Origin of the sequence: Bradyrhizobium sp. CCGUVB4N (assembly GCF_024199945.1) — a bacterium.
In the GTDB taxonomy this organism is placed as follows: Bacteria; Pseudomonadota; Alphaproteobacteria; order Rhizobiales; family Xanthobacteraceae; genus Bradyrhizobium.
Window position 1 is genome coordinate 5,199,307 of the sequence record NZ_JANADP010000001.1, and the last position, 14,413, is coordinate 5,213,719.

At 62.3% G+C, this 14,413-nt stretch carries 14 protein-coding genes; 6 read left to right on the plus strand and 8 right to left on the minus strand.

The annotated features are described in order from the left end of the window. Nucleotides 1–75: 75 nt before the first annotated feature. The 3 genes from erpA to NLM31_RS23915 all read left to right on the plus strand — a co-directional run bounded on the left by erpA (nt 76) and on the right by NLM31_RS23915 (nt 2,741). Entirely contained in the window at nt 76–405 is a 330-nt protein-coding gene (gene erpA, locus NLM31_RS23905) for an iron-sulfur cluster insertion protein ErpA (protein ID WP_212300782.1), read from the plus strand. A gap of 557 nt (nt 406–962) precedes the next feature. Then, entirely contained in the window at nt 963–1,838 is an 876-nt protein-coding gene (locus NLM31_RS23910; RefSeq protein WP_254193870.1) for a hypothetical protein, read from the plus strand. Nucleotides 1,839–1,958: 120 nt separating this feature from the next. Further along, nucleotides 1,959–2,741 (plus strand): alpha/beta fold hydrolase, encoded by a 783-nt coding sequence (locus NLM31_RS23915; protein ID WP_254193871.1) that lies wholly within the window; start codon nt 1,959–1,961, stop codon nt 2,739–2,741. Nucleotides 2,742–3,044: 303 nt separating this feature from the next. Here NLM31_RS23915 and NLM31_RS23920 read toward each other — a convergent pair whose 3' ends face one another. Both NLM31_RS23920 and NLM31_RS23925 read right to left on the minus strand, forming a co-directional pair. Next, on the minus strand, nt 3,045–3,503 hold the full coding sequence (locus NLM31_RS23920) for a hypothetical protein (RefSeq protein WP_254193872.1): 459 nt from the start codon (nt 3,501–3,503) through the stop codon (nt 3,045–3,047). Between the two features lie 76 nt (nt 3,504–3,579). Next, complete coding sequence (locus tag NLM31_RS23925; protein ID WP_254193873.1) at nt 3,580–4,230, minus strand: hypothetical protein; 651 nt, start codon at nt 4,228–4,230, stop codon at nt 3,580–3,582. 250 nt (nt 4,231–4,480) lie between these two features. Here NLM31_RS23925 and NLM31_RS23930 point away from each other — a divergent pair, with 250 nt between their 5' ends. Continuing rightward, on the plus strand, nt 4,481–5,383 hold the full coding sequence (locus NLM31_RS23930; RefSeq protein WP_254193874.1) for a hypothetical protein: 903 nt from the start codon (nt 4,481–4,483) through the stop codon (nt 5,381–5,383). Nucleotides 5,384–5,416: 33 nt separating this feature from the next. Here NLM31_RS23930 and NLM31_RS23935 read toward each other — a convergent pair whose 3' ends face one another. The 3 genes from NLM31_RS23935 to NLM31_RS23945 form a co-directional block, all read right to left on the minus strand. Further along, nucleotides 5,417–5,959: a GNAT family N-acetyltransferase gene (locus NLM31_RS23935; protein WP_254193875.1), complete on the minus strand. Its 543-nt coding sequence runs from the start codon at nt 5,957–5,959 to the stop codon at nt 5,417–5,419. Nucleotides 5,960–6,059: 100 nt separating this feature from the next. Further along, complete coding sequence (locus tag NLM31_RS23940; protein ID WP_254193876.1) at nt 6,060–7,091, minus strand: dienelactone hydrolase family protein; 1,032 nt, start codon at nt 7,089–7,091, stop codon at nt 6,060–6,062. A gap of 161 nt (nt 7,092–7,252) precedes the next feature. Beyond that, on the minus strand, nt 7,253–9,583 hold the full coding sequence (locus tag NLM31_RS23945) for an ATP-binding protein (protein WP_254193877.1): 2,331 nt from the start codon (nt 9,581–9,583) through the stop codon (nt 7,253–7,255). 134 nt (nt 9,584–9,717) lie between these two features. Here NLM31_RS23945 and xth point away from each other — a divergent pair, with 134 nt between their 5' ends. Next, nucleotides 9,718–10,515 carry an exodeoxyribonuclease III gene (gene xth, locus NLM31_RS23950; RefSeq protein ID WP_254193878.1) on the plus strand — a complete coding sequence of 266 codons (798 nt, stop codon included), beginning with the start codon at nt 9,718–9,720 and terminating at the stop codon, nt 10,513–10,515. A gap of 181 nt (nt 10,516–10,696) precedes the next feature. On the opposite strand, the gene NLM31_RS23955 is transcribed toward xth, so the two are convergent. The 3 genes from NLM31_RS23955 to NLM31_RS23965 form a co-directional block, all read right to left on the minus strand. Beyond that, complete coding sequence (locus NLM31_RS23955; RefSeq protein ID WP_254131693.1) at nt 10,697–11,521, minus strand: tetratricopeptide repeat protein; 825 nt, start codon at nt 11,519–11,521, stop codon at nt 10,697–10,699. Continuing rightward, nucleotides 11,508–13,232, minus strand: coding sequence for a dihydroxy-acid dehydratase (ilvD, locus tag NLM31_RS23960; protein WP_254193879.1), 1,725 nt, complete (start codon nt 13,230–13,232; stop codon nt 11,508–11,510). The genes NLM31_RS23955 and ilvD overlap by 14 nt, the downstream gene beginning before the upstream one ends. Before the next feature lie 377 nt (nt 13,233–13,609). Further along, nucleotides 13,610–13,966, minus strand: a complete 357-nt coding sequence (locus NLM31_RS23965) for a hypothetical protein (RefSeq protein WP_254131695.1) — start codon at nt 13,964–13,966, stop codon at nt 13,610–13,612. Between the two features lie 164 nt (nt 13,967–14,130). Between NLM31_RS23965 and NLM31_RS23970 the strand changes: the two genes are divergently transcribed. Continuing rightward, entirely contained in the window at nt 14,131–14,409 is a 279-nt protein-coding gene (locus tag NLM31_RS23970) for a metal/formaldehyde-sensitive transcriptional repressor (RefSeq protein ID WP_063706516.1), read from the plus strand. Nucleotides 14,410–14,413 lie beyond the last annotated feature (4 nt).

Here is a 14,413-nt window from a genome sequence, read left to right on the forward strand (position 1 = left end):
ATCCTTGCACTTAACTATGCCGGACGCGGGATACCAAATGAATTGGCTATGACGCGGGCCTATCGGAGACGAACTATGACCACCCCTGTGACCATCAGTGACCGCGCCGCCCGCCGGATCGGAGAGATCCTCAAGGGCGAAGGCACAGGCGCGATGCTGCGCATCTCGGTCGAGGGCGGCGGCTGCTCCGGCTTCCAGTACAAGTTCGACATCGACCGCGACCGCACCGACGACGATCTCGTGATCGAGCAGGAGAACGCGGTGGTGCTGGTCGATTCCGCCTCCCAGCCGTTCCTGGCGGGCTCGCAGGTGGATTTCGTCGACGATCTGATCGGCGCCTCGTTCCGCGTCAACAATCCCAATGCGACGGCGTCCTGCGGCTGCGGCACCAGCTTCTCGATCTAGCCGAACTCAAAATCCGTAAAACAACCCCATGCACCGTAGCCAGCCAGCCGGCACGGTGAATTTCGTATTTTACGAAAATAATTTGACCCGTCGGGCAAAACAGGGGTAATAGGTGATCATCGCGAGATCCCAAGGTCGGGGAGCTCGACCTGACACACACACACGGCGGGCTCGATACAGCCCAACGCCGAAGCGGCCCCCGCTGCAGTCCAATCCTTAGAGAAAGCTGGAATCTCGTCAGCAGCGCAATCTCGGAGGCGCGGCGGGCAGAACGGCCTCAAATGAGTTGATGGTGCGACTGCTGTCGGCCCGATTGGCGGGATCGACCATGAACCCGTTGTCTGCCCAACACGACCAAATGCACATGCGGCGGGAAGCGCCGCTATCGACCGTGCTTTCGACAGACCCATGCCCGCGGAAGAATGCCGATGATCTTGCGGCGCGTAAGTGAGCACGTCGCGACGTGCCGATTGAGCCGCAGGGATGTTATCGCAGCCATGGCCGCAATGGTGACAACCGGCTTGCCGGCGCAAGCGCATGGCGCAGGAGACTCGGGCATGTATTTCGTTCCGGGCGGCCGGATCGGTTTTCAGCGTCCGGCAACTATCACCCCCCAGACAAACAGTTGGCATCTCCTGTCGTCAGACCACACGCTCCAGGTGGAAGTCAGGGAAGCCCTGCGAATCGACGCGGATTGGGACGAGCGGATGTGGGCACCGGCCCGTCATGCTCTCATTGCATCGGGCTTTCTTTCGCCGGGCATAGAGCATCGGCATTTCCGCGACCAGCGGTTCGATGAACATGACGCCGACTATGCTGCGAACACTCATGTGTTTCGAGACGACCACTGGATCGGGCAGATCAGGATTTCGACGAGCACGCTTGGTTCACAGTTCATGTCGGTCCCCGGCGGACAGATCGCGCGCTGGCGGGATGTGACTGATGCACTGATTGCGTCACTCGCGGTACGTCCCTCCCCATCGGCGTCGGAGGCGCTGGCGGAGTTGCGGGTGTATTTGACCCTCGACGATCTCAATCCCCGCCTGGTCGGCAATCAACTCATCCTGAGCATCGCGCCACCGGCGACGCCGCTGGAAGCGTCAGGGGTCAATGGCTCCTACATCTTGCTGTCCCAACTCTCGCTGTTACCCCTCGGCAGTCCTGAGAAACTCGAGCAGACGACGAATGCGGCCTTCGCCCTTTATCAAGGAACCCCTGGCAGCCGGGTCATTGCCGGTTCGGACTGCCGTGGAGTCGTTCTGCGCGAGAACCGACGGGCCGACGGTGACGAGGTGACCTTCTCGACCAAAGTCATGGCTTTTGGACGGACGCGACAACTCGAGATCTCGTCGCATTACAGCTTGGGCGATCGCGACCGAATCCTGCAAGCCCTTGAACGAGTCGTCCTCTCGCTCTCACTTCCCGACGGCTGATGAACCGAAATCTTAGCGCCACAGCGAAACAAGTGGCCATCTTCATCGGCGGTGGCGCTCCACTTAGATCAAGGCCTCGCCAGAGACACCCGGACATGTCGGTGAATACGGAGACGATCCATGAAACTCGCGCGTGATGGCATCCAGCTATCCTTCGACATCGCCGGGGCGGGACCGCTTCAATTTCTGTTCGTCCATGGCCTCGGCGGCGACCGCACGCATTTTGCGCCGCAGATGGCGTATTTCGCCCGTCAAGGTCGGGCGTTGAATGCCGAGTTGCGGGGGCATGGTGAAAGCGACAAGCCGGAACAGGTGTATTCGATTGAAGGCTTCGCCGATGATCTCGTCTGGCTGTGCAACCGACAGCAGATCACAAAGCCGGTCATCGTGGGTCAGAGCATGGGTGGCAACATGGCGCTCGAAATCGCCGCCCGCTATCCGGATTTTCCTGCTAGCCTGGTGCTGCTCGACTCCGGGGTGTTCTTCCCTGCCTCGGCAGGCACGGTGTTCACCGGCTATCTGGAAGGCCTGAAGGGGCCGAACTTTGCGGACGAGGCGCGGAAAATCGTGGCGGACTCCTGTCTGCCGACGGACAGATGCCGCGCCCATGTTGAACAGACCTTTCTGGCGACGCCACAGCACGTGCTGGTGTCCACGTTTAAAAGCCTGTTCCCCTGGGATGAGCATCGGGCGCGCGAGTGCGCCCAGGCGTGCCGAGTCCCGGTGCTCTACATCGAAGCAGCCCATCGGCTTGCGGATCTGGATCGTTTTGCGGCGCTGTGCCCGCAATTGGTCACGGCCAAGGCCGTCGGCTCCGGGCATTTCCTGTCGCTGGAAGTGCCGGAGCAGATCAACCCGATGATCGACCGGTTTATCTCGCTCTACATGCGAGAACCCGAGTAAGCTTCGGCCCCATTATCCGGCCCGAGGCTGTGTTGTTCACGGTCGGCGCGCTCTTTTCGGTGATGACGGACGGCCGACAGAGACATCCTCGAGAAGCCCTTTTACGGTTCGTCCACGTTGCCCATGCTATTTCTGGCACGATGGCCATTCACCGCCTTTACGGCGAGGGCGCCCGACGCTCACGCAGCGAGTTGGGAGAGAATGGTGGGATCTTCAATGCGATCGTCCTGAGTCAACAGTATCGCGTTGGCGAGAATCAGCGAGAGCGTCGAGTCGCCTTCGAACAAAGTCGCCATTCCAGCCTCATTTCAGCTTGAGCTTGCATTGCGAGAGTTCGCGTCTGGCATCCTTTTCAGCGCACCAGGATTGCATTGCTTCGACAGACGACCACGTGCTGCGTCCCTCTTCGGAGCAGCCAATCGCTGCTACCAACACCCTGTTCTGCCGGTCCGTGACCGTGACGTTCTTGGGGGTGCCATTCCTGATCCAACCAAACACGACATCGGACTCGTCCGGTTGCAGATTGCTGAGTCCGCGTTGCACGAGGCAGCCACAAAACTGCTGTTTTGAACCTCCAGCACGCAGGCCTTTGTGCTCCATCGCACTGATGCATTTGTCGTAGAGGGGCACTTGTTGGTCACCCAGACTGTATTGCGAGGCGACAGCTTGCCTCTGAGCGTCGGCCCGCTGCGAACCCGTCGCCCAAAGCCAGGCTGCGCCGCAAATGAAGAGTGCCATCGCCACGTAGCTTCTCAGTCCCATCGTCCCGTCTCCTGCAGCGCTCGGCCGATATTGTCGCCAACAACCACGTCGAATGCACTCCGCCCAACGCGTCTATTCAACGAGGCGCGGACCGACCATCGGCTTGCCTTTGCCGCCAAGCTTGATACGTCTCGACCAGCCCGGTGCCGAACAATTGCGCCACCCTTTTCACCTTGACCACCGTGTCGTCGTAGATGTCCTGGAAGCGGCCGAATTCGTGCGTCCGCTGGACCTCGTCATGCGCGGCGCGAAGCTTGTCGCGAAGTCCAAGAATGAGGGGCAGTCCAGTCCTGGCGAGCTGTTGAAGGATCTCTTCCGTACAGAACGGCATATCGAGAATGGAGGCAGTTCTCACATCTCCCGCGACGAGCATCGTGTTCCATTCGTCGTATGGGTTCAGGCCCAGATGGTAGATGAGAAAATCACCGGCTTCGCCGTTCCAGCAATCGTCGTGAAGGAGCGACAACGCCCGCACATTGAGATTGTCGTGCCCCTCCGCCAACGCCTTGGTCCGAACCTGACGGATGCGTGCGTCGACAGCCTTGCGGCCTTCCTCGATCATCCTCGCAACATCTGCATGCGTGACACGAAGATTGCCCGGATCATCCGGCTTTGCACCGATCCTCGCGAAAAACGCAGCGTTCTCTGGATCGTCCCATAATTCCGGCGGAACAATATGCTTGCTGGAATTAGGTGTGCTTCGCCGTCCGAAGCCGAAAATGGCCATGTCTGATACTCACACTACGCGTTGGGAAAGAACGGAAGGATCTTCAATACGATCGTCCTGAGCCAACAGCATCGCTCACAGCGGGAAAACTCGTGCCATTTTCAATTACTGATTGATAAGATAGCGTTACGGCAATTGGAGCTGCGTGCTTAACACTTGCTTGCCCGGTGCTGTGAAATTAAGGGGAATCCCGCCATCTTCGTTCGCCACATCAATACATGGCACATCAACAGCAGTAGCAAATTATCCAATGCACATGATCGATCGTCTGCTCTGTTGCCTCGCTCTCATCCTCGCGGTCGCAGCCGTCCCGGTGCCACCCGTGCACGCTGCCCAAACCTGCCCGTTCATCAGCGCGCAGGAGCTCGCCGGCGCGATGCCGGCGCTCAGATGGTCGCTGATTTCAAATCAGGACGGCCGCGGTTGCATCTACCAGGCCGGGCGCGGCGATACGATGATGCTGACCGTGTTCCGCAATCCCGACAAGGACCGCGCCAGGGAATTGTACGCAACCTTCGTCAAGACGTTTGGCGAGCGCATGCCGCTCAGCGCAGTCGCGGACATCGGTGATGAAGGCCAGCGCGGGACGACCGCCGCCGACGCGCAGCGCCAGGAGGCTTCGGTCCTAGCTCTGTCCAGCGACTACATTCTGCAGATCAGCGTCTATCCGATCGGCCGGCGCGCCGACGATGCGCTGCTCGGCCCCCTCGCCCAGGTCGCGCGCATTGCCATTGGCAATGTGACCAAGACCAGCGAGCGGTTCGGCGACTGCGAATGGCTTAATCCCGCGGATGCCGACGGCTTCCTCGACAAGAGCACGCTGCAGGTCCAGCGGACCGGTGGGGGCAGCTGCATGATGTTCGATCGCGAGGCCAACACCATGGCCGTCGCGGTGATCACGACCTCGCGCGACACCGCAATCAGCATGATGAAACGCCCAGGTCCCTGCCAACATGTGGCGATCCCCGAGCTCGGCGCTGAAGCGTTCGGCGAGCATTCCTGCACCAAGGGCAACGGCAACGCCGTCAACATCTTCGTCTGGAAGAACGGCAGGCAGGCGTCGATCCTGTTCGCGCCGGTCAAGCCGCATCCGGAGTCCGGCTCGGTCGAGCGTCTGAAGGCGGTCGCCGGGCGGGTCTACGGAAAGCTGTAACGGCGCCGCACATTTGTCAGAGGGGCGGCGCGGTCAAAGCGAAAGCTGTTGCAAGGATTTGAAATCGTCCCAGACAATCCTTGTCTCGCCGATCATCGTGCCGCCAAGCTCGATTTGTCGCCTGTCGGACACGCGGCCGCCAAGCCTTGCATAGAACCGGTGCGCGGGTTCGTTGCCGTCGAGAACCCAGAGGTAAGCTCTGACGCTTCCATCGGCCGTCTGTCGTCTCGAAAAACTCTGCATCAAAGTCACGCCAAGCCCCTGCCCCCGGAGGTCCGGCCTGACGTGAAGGTTGTCAACATGCAAGTCGAAACCGGGTTCGCAATCCGTGGCCGGTGTTGTCCACCCGGAAATGAATCCAGCCGCCGAATTCTCTCGTGTTGCAATCAGAAGCCGATCACGCGGAGCTATCCGATCGAATATTCCGCCCCATCGTCGTGCGCGATTGTCGTCCAGACCCCGATCAAGAAAGGCGTCTGGCAGGATGCCCCGATACGCCACCTTCCAGCTCGCTGCGTGCAATCTCGCGATCGCGGGGAGATCACCGTCGACAGCGTCTCGAATCTCGCAGTGCATCAGCTAGCCCAATTGAGTATTCGAGAAGCCCTTTGACGGGGCGGTGGCCGGATCATTTTCGGCGAATTGCGGGACGTGCCGCCATCGCGTGGACTGCGGTTCAATCCCCCGCAAGCTTCTGTCCGACCGCGTAAAGCCTGCAATCCTCGCCGTGCGAATTGATCTTGCATCTCATCACAGCAGGCTCGCGCGCCTCGACGGCTGTGCGACCAAATCCAGTCCCGCAGTGGCCGCCCGTGCTCACCGCGAAGGCCTTGGCGTCATCGGGATTGGCGAGGTAGGCCGCGAACGATTCCTGGCAAGCGGCGACAGCCCCCGGCGGGATTGGCAGCTCTGCGAACAACGGCGCCGCTATGACAGTCCTGGTTGGAAGACCCAGTTTTTCAAGAAAAGGGTCAACGGATGGAAACCAGGTGTCCGCCGGCGCGAGCATGACGGTATTGTGGCCGTTCGATCCGAACGGAGGCAGCACATGCAACTGCGCAGGCGCACCGTCAGCGCTGTAGGCCGCGAACATGCGCCGTGCCAAGTCTGGACCGTAGAATTGATCGTTCTCGGCATAGAGCCAAAGCATGGGGATACGGGCCGTGTGCCCCAATGCGGCGACTGTATCGACCAGATGATCAGGCGAGCAAGGTTGGTTGGGTGCGGAGAAGCTATTTCGACCGCCGTCAAAATTCACGGCGCCAACGACCCCCGGTATGTTCTGTGCGGCAACGGCCATCACCGTGAGCCCCCCAACGGAATGACCGAGCAAGACGACATGCTCAGCGTCGACCCAGGGCTCATTGCGCAGTGAAGCGACCGCCGCAATGATATCGTCGCTGGCAGCGCGCACGGCCGGAAGATAGTCGCAGGTCTGCCGCGCAGACTCGGAGAACCCTCCCCCGGATCGGCCATAGCCACGACGCATGATCGAGACCACTGCATATCCTCGCTGCGCGAAGGCAACGGCCGCCTTGGTGTAGCCGACCGGAGAGCTGTTAAGGAGTGCAGTGAAGAATTCCTCGCCGAAGCCGTGAGGCATTCCGTGCGTAATCACGACGAGAGGGAATTTGCCGGGGCGATCAGGACGAATGACGAAGCTTTCCAGCGACACCTTGTTGCCGGAGATAACGACAGGCAACATCATGTGCGCGCTCATCAGCGGCCCGTCGCCGGCGCGGGCGGAGGCCGTGAACAAGATGAGAAGCAGGGCAAGGAGGCGCATGGATGCAAGGTAACACGGTGCCTTCGAATTGCCTGCGTCCGGCCAACCAGTCCGAAACGCATCTTCATGCACGCGGTTAACGCCTACGCCCCCGTCATCTGCCTTTCCTCGTCGGTCCACTCCACCTCATCAGGCATCAGTTCCGGCTGAAGCGGCGCGTCCTCTGCCATCACGTGACCGTCCAACCCGCGCAGAAGGGCCGCGGCCAGCGCGGGCTTCCGTAGCGGCTTCGCCAAAAAGTCCGACATGCCGGCCTCGCGGCAGATCTTGACGTCTTCGGGGAATGCGTTGGCCGTCAGTGCGATGATCGGCAGGGCCCCGAAGCGTCCGCCTTCCGCGCGGATCGCCCGGGTCGCGGCAAGGCCATCCATCTCGGGCATGCGGACGTCCATCAGCACGATGTCGTAATCGCCTTCGGAGACGGCCGCGACAGCCTCGACGCCGTCGGCAACGACCCGGAGCTCGACCTCGAAGGCGCCGAGCATCTTGCTCACGACCATGCGGTTGACGGCATCATCCTCGGCGACCAGCACCCTCAGCGGCCGGTCGAGGCTCGCAATGCGAGCCGCCAGATCGTCGGCTTCATCGCGGCCCGCGTCTTGACCGGACGTCTGCGCCTGGCTCCACGGCAGCACCAGCGTGAAGCAGAAGGTCGAGCCCTCGCCCGGCGTCGAGGTGACGCCAATGGTGCCGCCCATCTGCTCGATGATGCGCCGGGAAATCGCGAGACCGAGGCCGGTGCCGCCGAAGCGGCGGCTGATCGAGGCGTCGGCCTGGGCGAAGTCCGAGAACAGTTGCCCGAGCTTCTCGGGCGCAATGCCGATGCCGCTGTCGGTGACGGTCCATTCGACGGTCGCGAGCAGATCGCGGCGCGCCTGGCAGATGGCCTTGATCGTCACCTCGCCATGGTCGGTGAACTTCACCGCGTTGGAGGCGAGATTGAGCAACACCTGGCGGATACGCGCGACGTCGCCGCGCAGCGTCGGCGGCAGGTTCGGATCCAGCTCGACCTTGACCGCGAGCCCCTTGCTCTTGGCGCTCGCGCGCACCACGGTCGCGACCGTCTCGACCAGCGTCTGCGGCGCGAAGTCGATGGCCTCGAACGCGAAGCGCCCCGCTTCGAGCTTGGACAGATCGAGGATGTCGTTGAGGATGCGCTGGAGGTTGTCACCGGACTCGTGGATCGTCGTGACGGCCTCGCGCTGCTCCGGATCGAGTTTTGTTTCGAGCAGCATGCTGGCAAGTCCGAGCACGCCGTTCATGGGCGTGCGGATCTCGTGGCTCATCACGGCCAGGAAATCGGACTTGGCCCGGCTCTCGGCCTCGGCCTTTTCGGCGCGCCAGCGCTCGGTAACGTCGCGGCCGAAGCCGCGATAGCCCAAAAATTGCCCGTCGCGGTCATAGGACGGTTTCGCCGTCAGCGACCACAGCCGCGCCTCGCCGCCCGCAACCACCTTCAAATTCATCTCGTGCAGCGGCTCGGCGTGCTCCATCAGTCCGACGACGTTGTAGGCCGCCGCCTTGTCCTCGGGGCAGAGCATGTCGAGCACATCGGCGAACAGCGATCCCTTCAGCAGCGGAAGCGGCAATTGCGCGACGTCGGCGAAGCGTTGCGGCACGTCGGTGAGGTGTCCTCCCGCATCGGTCTGCCACAGCCAGTCGCTCGCGTTCTCCTGAAAATCCTTCAGCAGCAGCGAGATGATCTCGGTCTGGCGTTCGAGTTCGAGCTGGGCCTTGAGATTGCCGAGGAACAGATTGCCCTGCGAGACGATGTTGCGCGCCATGAAGAACGCGAACAGCAGCAGGAAGACCGCGGTCAGGGCATACGGACCCGCGCCGCACAACAGCATCGCGCCGGCGCAGGCGATCGTCATCGTTGCGAGATAGACGAGGCCCGCACGCGGGAAGGTCGAGAGCGTGAAGGCACCGCCGGACATCATGCCGACCATCAGGCAGGCCAGGATGAGCTGGCTGGTCGGCCCAACCCGGCTGAACAGAGCGAGCGGCAGCGTGCCCCAGATCGCCGCGAGGAAAAACGCCTGCCGCAGCATCTGCCGCGTCGCACGTCGCGACGCTTCCTGCGGCGGATTCTGCTGCGCGCGCCACCACGCACGAACGGCGAGCGAGGCGGTGACGGCAAGGGTCATGCCCCAGATCGCGAGGAAGTCGTTCCAGCCCCGGCCCCAGAACAGGATCAGCACGATGGCGACGTTGAGCATGGTGACGGACATCGTCATCGGGACGGCTCGCGTCACCGCATCGATCTGCTTGGCGCGGATGCGACGCAGTTCGCGCTCGCTGAGACCCGCGGTGAGGCCGTCCTCGATCTCGAAGCCGCCGAGCCAATACAGGAACGCGCCGATCAGGCCGTCTCGCGGCTCGCCTGGCTTCATGGATTTATCCGGCCATCCCATTTGAAAAACCTTTTCCGCATCAATGACCCGGAGCCGGCTTAAGCCGGGTTAATTTTGTGGGAGATTTTGCGGCATCCTTGACGGGCAGGTTTGCATTTTGTTCTAACCGGGGCCCCTGCCCGGAGCCCTCACCCATGCCCATCAGAGTTGCCACCTGGAACGTGAATTCGGTCCGGCAGCGGATCGATCTGCTGCTGACATGGCTGAAGGAGTGCCAGCCGGACATCGTCTGCCTGCAGGAGATCAAATGCGTCGATGACGCCTTCCCGCGGCTGGAGATCGAGGCGCTCGGCTACAACGTGGTGACCCACGGACAGAAGACGTTCAACGGCGTCGCGTTGCTCTCCAAGCTCAAATTCGACGAGACCAAGTCAGGGCTGGCCGGCGACGACGAGGACAGCCACGCCCGTTTCCTCGAGGGCGTGGTGACGCTCAAGCGCGGCGTGCTGCGCATCGCCTGCCTTTATCTGCCCAATGGCAATCCGGTCGGGACAGAGAAATATCCCTACAAGCTCAAATGGATGTCGCGGCTTCTTGAGTATTCGAAGGAGCGCCTTAAGACCGAGGAGCCGCTGATCCTCGCAGGCGACTTCAACGTCATTCCGCATGCCCGCGACGTCCACAATCCCGCCGCCTGGACCGAGGATGCCCTGTTCAAGCCCGAGACGCGGGAGAGCTTTCAGTCCCTGCTCGGCCTCGGCCTGACCGACGCCCTGCGCGCCGTCACCGACGAGCCCGGGCTCTACACCTTCTGGGACTACCAGGCCGGGGCCTGGCAGAAGAACCAGGGCCTGCGCATCGACCATCTGCTGCTGTCGCCCCAGGCCAGCGACAAGCTCGCCAATGTCGGCATCGACAGCTATGTGCGGGCTTGGGAGAAGCCGTCGGACCACGTGCCGGTGTGGGCGGATCTGGATCTGGAGGCGGCGTAAGCTTCGCGGAGTTGGCAGGAGCCAGCGGCCGTCGCAACTGCCGTAGGTGGGCAAAGGCGCAAAGCGCCGTGCCCACGATCTCTTCATGATCGAAACAGGTGGTGGGCACGCTTCCGCCTTCGCTCTTCGAGCTACGGCGGACAAGTCGCTTTGCCCACCCTACGGCAGCTTTGCTGCCGAACTACTCGCGGCGACCCTGCACCCACTGCTCCAGCATCTGCAGGCACATGGCGCGGTCGTCGTCCGACGCCTTGGCGAAGGCGCGGTTGTAGTTTTCCTTGATCCAGGTCTCGTCGGTGCCAGCGCTGTCACGCGCGAGCGTCAGCCACATCAGGCCACGCGCGGCCTGCCGCGGCAGGCGGTCGCCGTTGAACAGCATCTGTCCGAGCAGCGCCTGGGCCTCATGCTGGCCCTTCTGGGCGGCGAGGCCGAGCCAGCGCGCGCCGTAGCGGAAATCTTCGCGCGAAGCATCCGGCGTCTTCAGATACAGCCGGGCGAGGTCGTACTGGGCGTCCGCATTGCCGAAATAGGAGGCGGCATAGGAGAACATCTCCCGTGCTCGATCCGGGTCGGCCTTGATCTTCGAATTCGGGATGCCGCTCAGATAATAGCGGCCGAGCGCGACGAAGGCGTTCGCCACGACCTGCGCCTGCGGCGCCGACGGGCTGTCCTCGGCATGCGCGTTCGCGATCTTGGTGAAATAGTCGAAGGCGCGCACATCGTCCTGGGCGACGCCGTCGCCATTGGCGTACATGCGGCCGAGCTTCCACTGCGCGATCGGGTGACCGCCCTCGGCGGCATATTGCAGGGCGCTGAGCGAAGTTTCCTGGGGCGCGACCGGCGGCGCCGACTTGCGCACCGTTCCCGCAGCACCGGGCAAGGTGGTCACGACCGGGATGGTCGCATCCTTCTGGTTGACCGGCGCGCCGTCGAAAGCGAGCGCCGGCGCGGCCAGCGCGGTAGCCCCCAACACAAACGCAACAATGGTACGCCTAGATGTCCGCATAGCACTGCTTCTCGTGCGCGCCGCCCGGATGGGTCACTGCCCCCCCGACCGCTGGTCCAACCTGTTGGGCATATTTCCAGAGCGCGCCCGTCGTGTGGTTAGTCGCGCGAGCGCTCCATTTGGTTTTGCGCTGGGCGAGCTCGGCGTCGCTCAATTTTACGTTAAGAGTCCCGTTGTCGGCGTCGATCTCGATGATGTCGCCGTCCTCGAGCAGCCCGATCGGGCCGCCGACCGCCGCCTCAGGCCCGACATGGCCGATGCAGAAGCCGCGGGTGGCGCCGGAGAAGCGCCCGTCGGTGATGAGTGCGATCTTACCGCCCATGCCCTGGCCGGTCAGCGCCGCGGTGGTCTGGAGCATCTCCCGCATGCCGGGGCCGCCCTTGGGGCCCTCGTAGCGGATCACGATGACTTCGCCTTCCTTGTAGGTGCGCTTCTGGACCGCCTCGAAAGCATCCTCCTCGCGGTCGAAGCACCTGGCCGGACCGGTAAACTTGAGGTTGGACATTCCCGCGACTTTCACGATCGCACCTTCTGGCGCCAAATTGCCCTTCAGACCGACCACACCGCCTGTAACGGTGATGGGCTTGTCTGCCGGGTGCACCACGTCCTGGTGCGGATTCCACTTCACGCTTTTGAGGTTTTCGGCGATCGTTCGACCGGTGACCGTAATGCAGTCGCCGTGGAGAAATCCGTTGTCGAGCAGCGTCTTCATCAGAAGCGGTATGCCACCTACTTCAAACATGTCTTTGGCGACATAACGGCCACCCGGCTTCAAATCCGCGACATATGGTGTCTTTTTGAAGATTTCGGCGACGTCGAATAAGTCAAACTTGATGCCGCACTCATGCGCGATCGCCGGCAAGTGCAGTGCAGCATTGGTCGAACCGCCGGACGCAGCAACCACGGCCGCCGCATTCTCCAGCGCCTTGCGGGTGACGATGTCGCGCGGCCGGATATTCTGGGCGATCAGGTCCATGACCTTCTCGCCCGCAGTCATGCAGAAGGCATCGCGGATTTCGTACGGTGCCGGAGCGCCGGCCGAGTAAGGCAGTGCGAGCCCGATGGCTTCCGAGACGGTCGCCATGGTGTTGGCCGTGAACTGGGCGCCGCAAGCGCCGGCCGAGGGGCACGCCACGCGCTCGATTTCGTCGAGATCCTCATCCGACATGGCGCCGACCGAGTGCTTGCCGACGGCCTCGAACATGTCCTGCACGGTGACCTGTTGCCCGCGGAAATTGCCGGGCAGGATCGAGCCGCCGTAGATGAAGATCGAGGGCACGTTGAGGCGGACCATCGCCATCATCATGCCGGGCAGCGACTTGTCGCAGCCGGCAAGGCCGACCAGCGCGTCGTAGGCGTGACCGCGCACGGTCAGCTCGACGGAATCGGCGATGCATTCGCGCGACGGCAGCGAGGAGCGCATGCCGTCATGGCCCATGGCGATGCCGTCGGTGACGGTGATGGTGCAGAATTCACGCGGCGTGCCGCCGGCGGATGCGACGCCCTTCTTCACCGCCTGCGCCTGGCGCATCAGGGCGATGTTGCAAGGGGCAGCCTCGTTCCAGCACGAGGCGACGCCGACGAAGGGCTGGTGGATCTGATCGGTGGTCAGGCCCATGGCGTAGAAGTAGGACCGGTGGGGCGCACGCGCAGGACCTTCCGTCACGTGACGGCTCGGCAGCCTCTGCTTGATGTTGGTCTTGGCGTCCATTGCGACCAGTTTCCTTGGCTAACCCTTGTCAGACCCGGAACATCAGACCCAAGATTTGAATCGACCTTGGGATTTCCCGCCGCCTGCAAGGGACCAGCCCAGCCCCTGAAACATTAGAGCGATTGTATTCATGTTCGGGTGTGGCCAAAAAGCGGCGCTGATGCGAACGACCGGTGATGAGGGTTAAATCCACCGTGAGTGTTGCGTTGACAGCACAATCGTTACCGGGAAGACACGGATTGGCCTACCGTGATACCCCCACGAAGATGACAATCCACAACCTTTGATTTCATGATTCGCAGAGCGCGACCGGTTTTGCGGTGACGACGCCGAGCTGCGACTGAGTCGCCCTCGCGGCGCAAGCAGCATTATGATTTTCAGAAACCGCAATCGCGATATTGCTTGCTCGCCAGCCGGAAATGCGAGCCGACCTCGACGAAATCGACATCGATGCATTGGTGTCCGTGGCGCACTTCGGTGAGGCCCTCGCAGCGGAGATATTCGATGTTGATGCGCCAGCGCTTCTCGGCCGGAGAATAGGTCGCGAAATCGTGCTGGGCGCTCGCCGGTCCCTTGCACATGCTGGCGATGTAGTGGCGGATTTCAGGAGGCAGGATGCCGATATGCTCCGGATTCCAGGGATCATCCTTGGACGGGGAGCTTCCCCTTGAGTCAGCCGGCAGGGCCGTCGTGAGCAGAAGCGAAACTCCGAGAACGAGTGCACGCATCAGCATGTTGGCCTCCTCCCGCGCGTGGTGGCCGCAGCCATACTAGTCCATTTCGAGCCGCGAACGGCGGACAAGTTGAGCCGCGGACCCATCTCCCCTTACCGGCAGCACCGATTGCGCTGCAGCGTAAGCACATTGACTCAGATAGGGTACCCCCCTATCTTATTGGGATGTCGCACACGATCAAGCACAAGTCGAAGCTCATCGGCCGGGTCCGGCGCATCAAGGGCCAGCTCGAGGCCGTCGAGCGCGCGCTGGAGTCGGAGATCGGCTGTGCCGACGTGCTGATGCTGGTGGCGTCGGTGAAGGGCGCGATCAGCGGTCTCACCACCGAGCTGCTGGAAGACCACATCCGCCACCATGTCGTGGATCCCGCGCATGAGAAGGATCCGGAGAAGGCCAAGGGCGCCGCCGACCTCATCGACGTCGTCCGAACCTATTTGAAGTGAATGC

Excerpts from the sequence above, each read along its gene's own strand:
- erpA (WP_212300782.1), top strand. The coding sequence starts at position 76 with ATGACCACCCCTGTGACCATCAGTGACCGCGCCGCCCGCCGGATCGGA.
- NLM31_RS23910 (WP_254193870.1), top strand. The coding sequence starts at position 963 with ATGTATTTCGTTCCGGGCGGCCGGATCGGTTTTCAGCGTCCGGCAACT.
- NLM31_RS23915 (WP_254193871.1), top strand. The coding sequence starts at position 1,959 with ATGAAACTCGCGCGTGATGGCATCCAGCTATCCTTCGACATCGCCGGG.
- NLM31_RS23920 (WP_254193872.1), bottom strand. The coding sequence starts at position 3,503 with ATGGGACTGAGAAGCTACGTGGCGATGGCACTCTTCATTTGCGGCGCA.
- NLM31_RS23925 (WP_254193873.1), bottom strand. The coding sequence starts at position 4,230 with ATGGCCATTTTCGGCTTCGGACGGCGAAGCACACCTAATTCCAGCAAG.
- NLM31_RS23930 (WP_254193874.1), top strand. The coding sequence starts at position 4,481 with ATGCACATGATCGATCGTCTGCTCTGTTGCCTCGCTCTCATCCTCGCG.
- NLM31_RS23935 (WP_254193875.1), bottom strand. The coding sequence starts at position 5,959 with ATGCACTGCGAGATTCGAGACGCTGTCGACGGTGATCTCCCCGCGATC.
- NLM31_RS23940 (WP_254193876.1), bottom strand. The coding sequence starts at position 7,091 with ATGATGTTGCCTGTCGTTATCTCCGGCAACAAGGTGTCGCTGGAAAGC.
- NLM31_RS23945 (WP_254193877.1), bottom strand. The coding sequence starts at position 9,583 with ATGGGATGGCCGGATAAATCCATGAAGCCAGGCGAGCCGCGAGACGGC.
- xth (WP_254193878.1), top strand. The coding sequence starts at position 9,718 with ATGCCCATCAGAGTTGCCACCTGGAACGTGAATTCGGTCCGGCAGCGG.
- NLM31_RS23955 (WP_254131693.1), bottom strand. The coding sequence starts at position 11,521 with ATGCGGACATCTAGGCGTACCATTGTTGCGTTTGTGTTGGGGGCTACC.
- ilvD (WP_254193879.1), bottom strand. The coding sequence starts at position 13,232 with ATGGACGCCAAGACCAACATCAAGCAGAGGCTGCCGAGCCGTCACGTG.
- NLM31_RS23965 (WP_254131695.1), bottom strand. The coding sequence starts at position 13,966 with ATGCTGATGCGTGCACTCGTTCTCGGAGTTTCGCTTCTGCTCACGACG.
- NLM31_RS23970 (WP_063706516.1), top strand. The coding sequence starts at position 14,131 with ATGTCGCACACGATCAAGCACAAGTCGAAGCTCATCGGCCGGGTCCGG.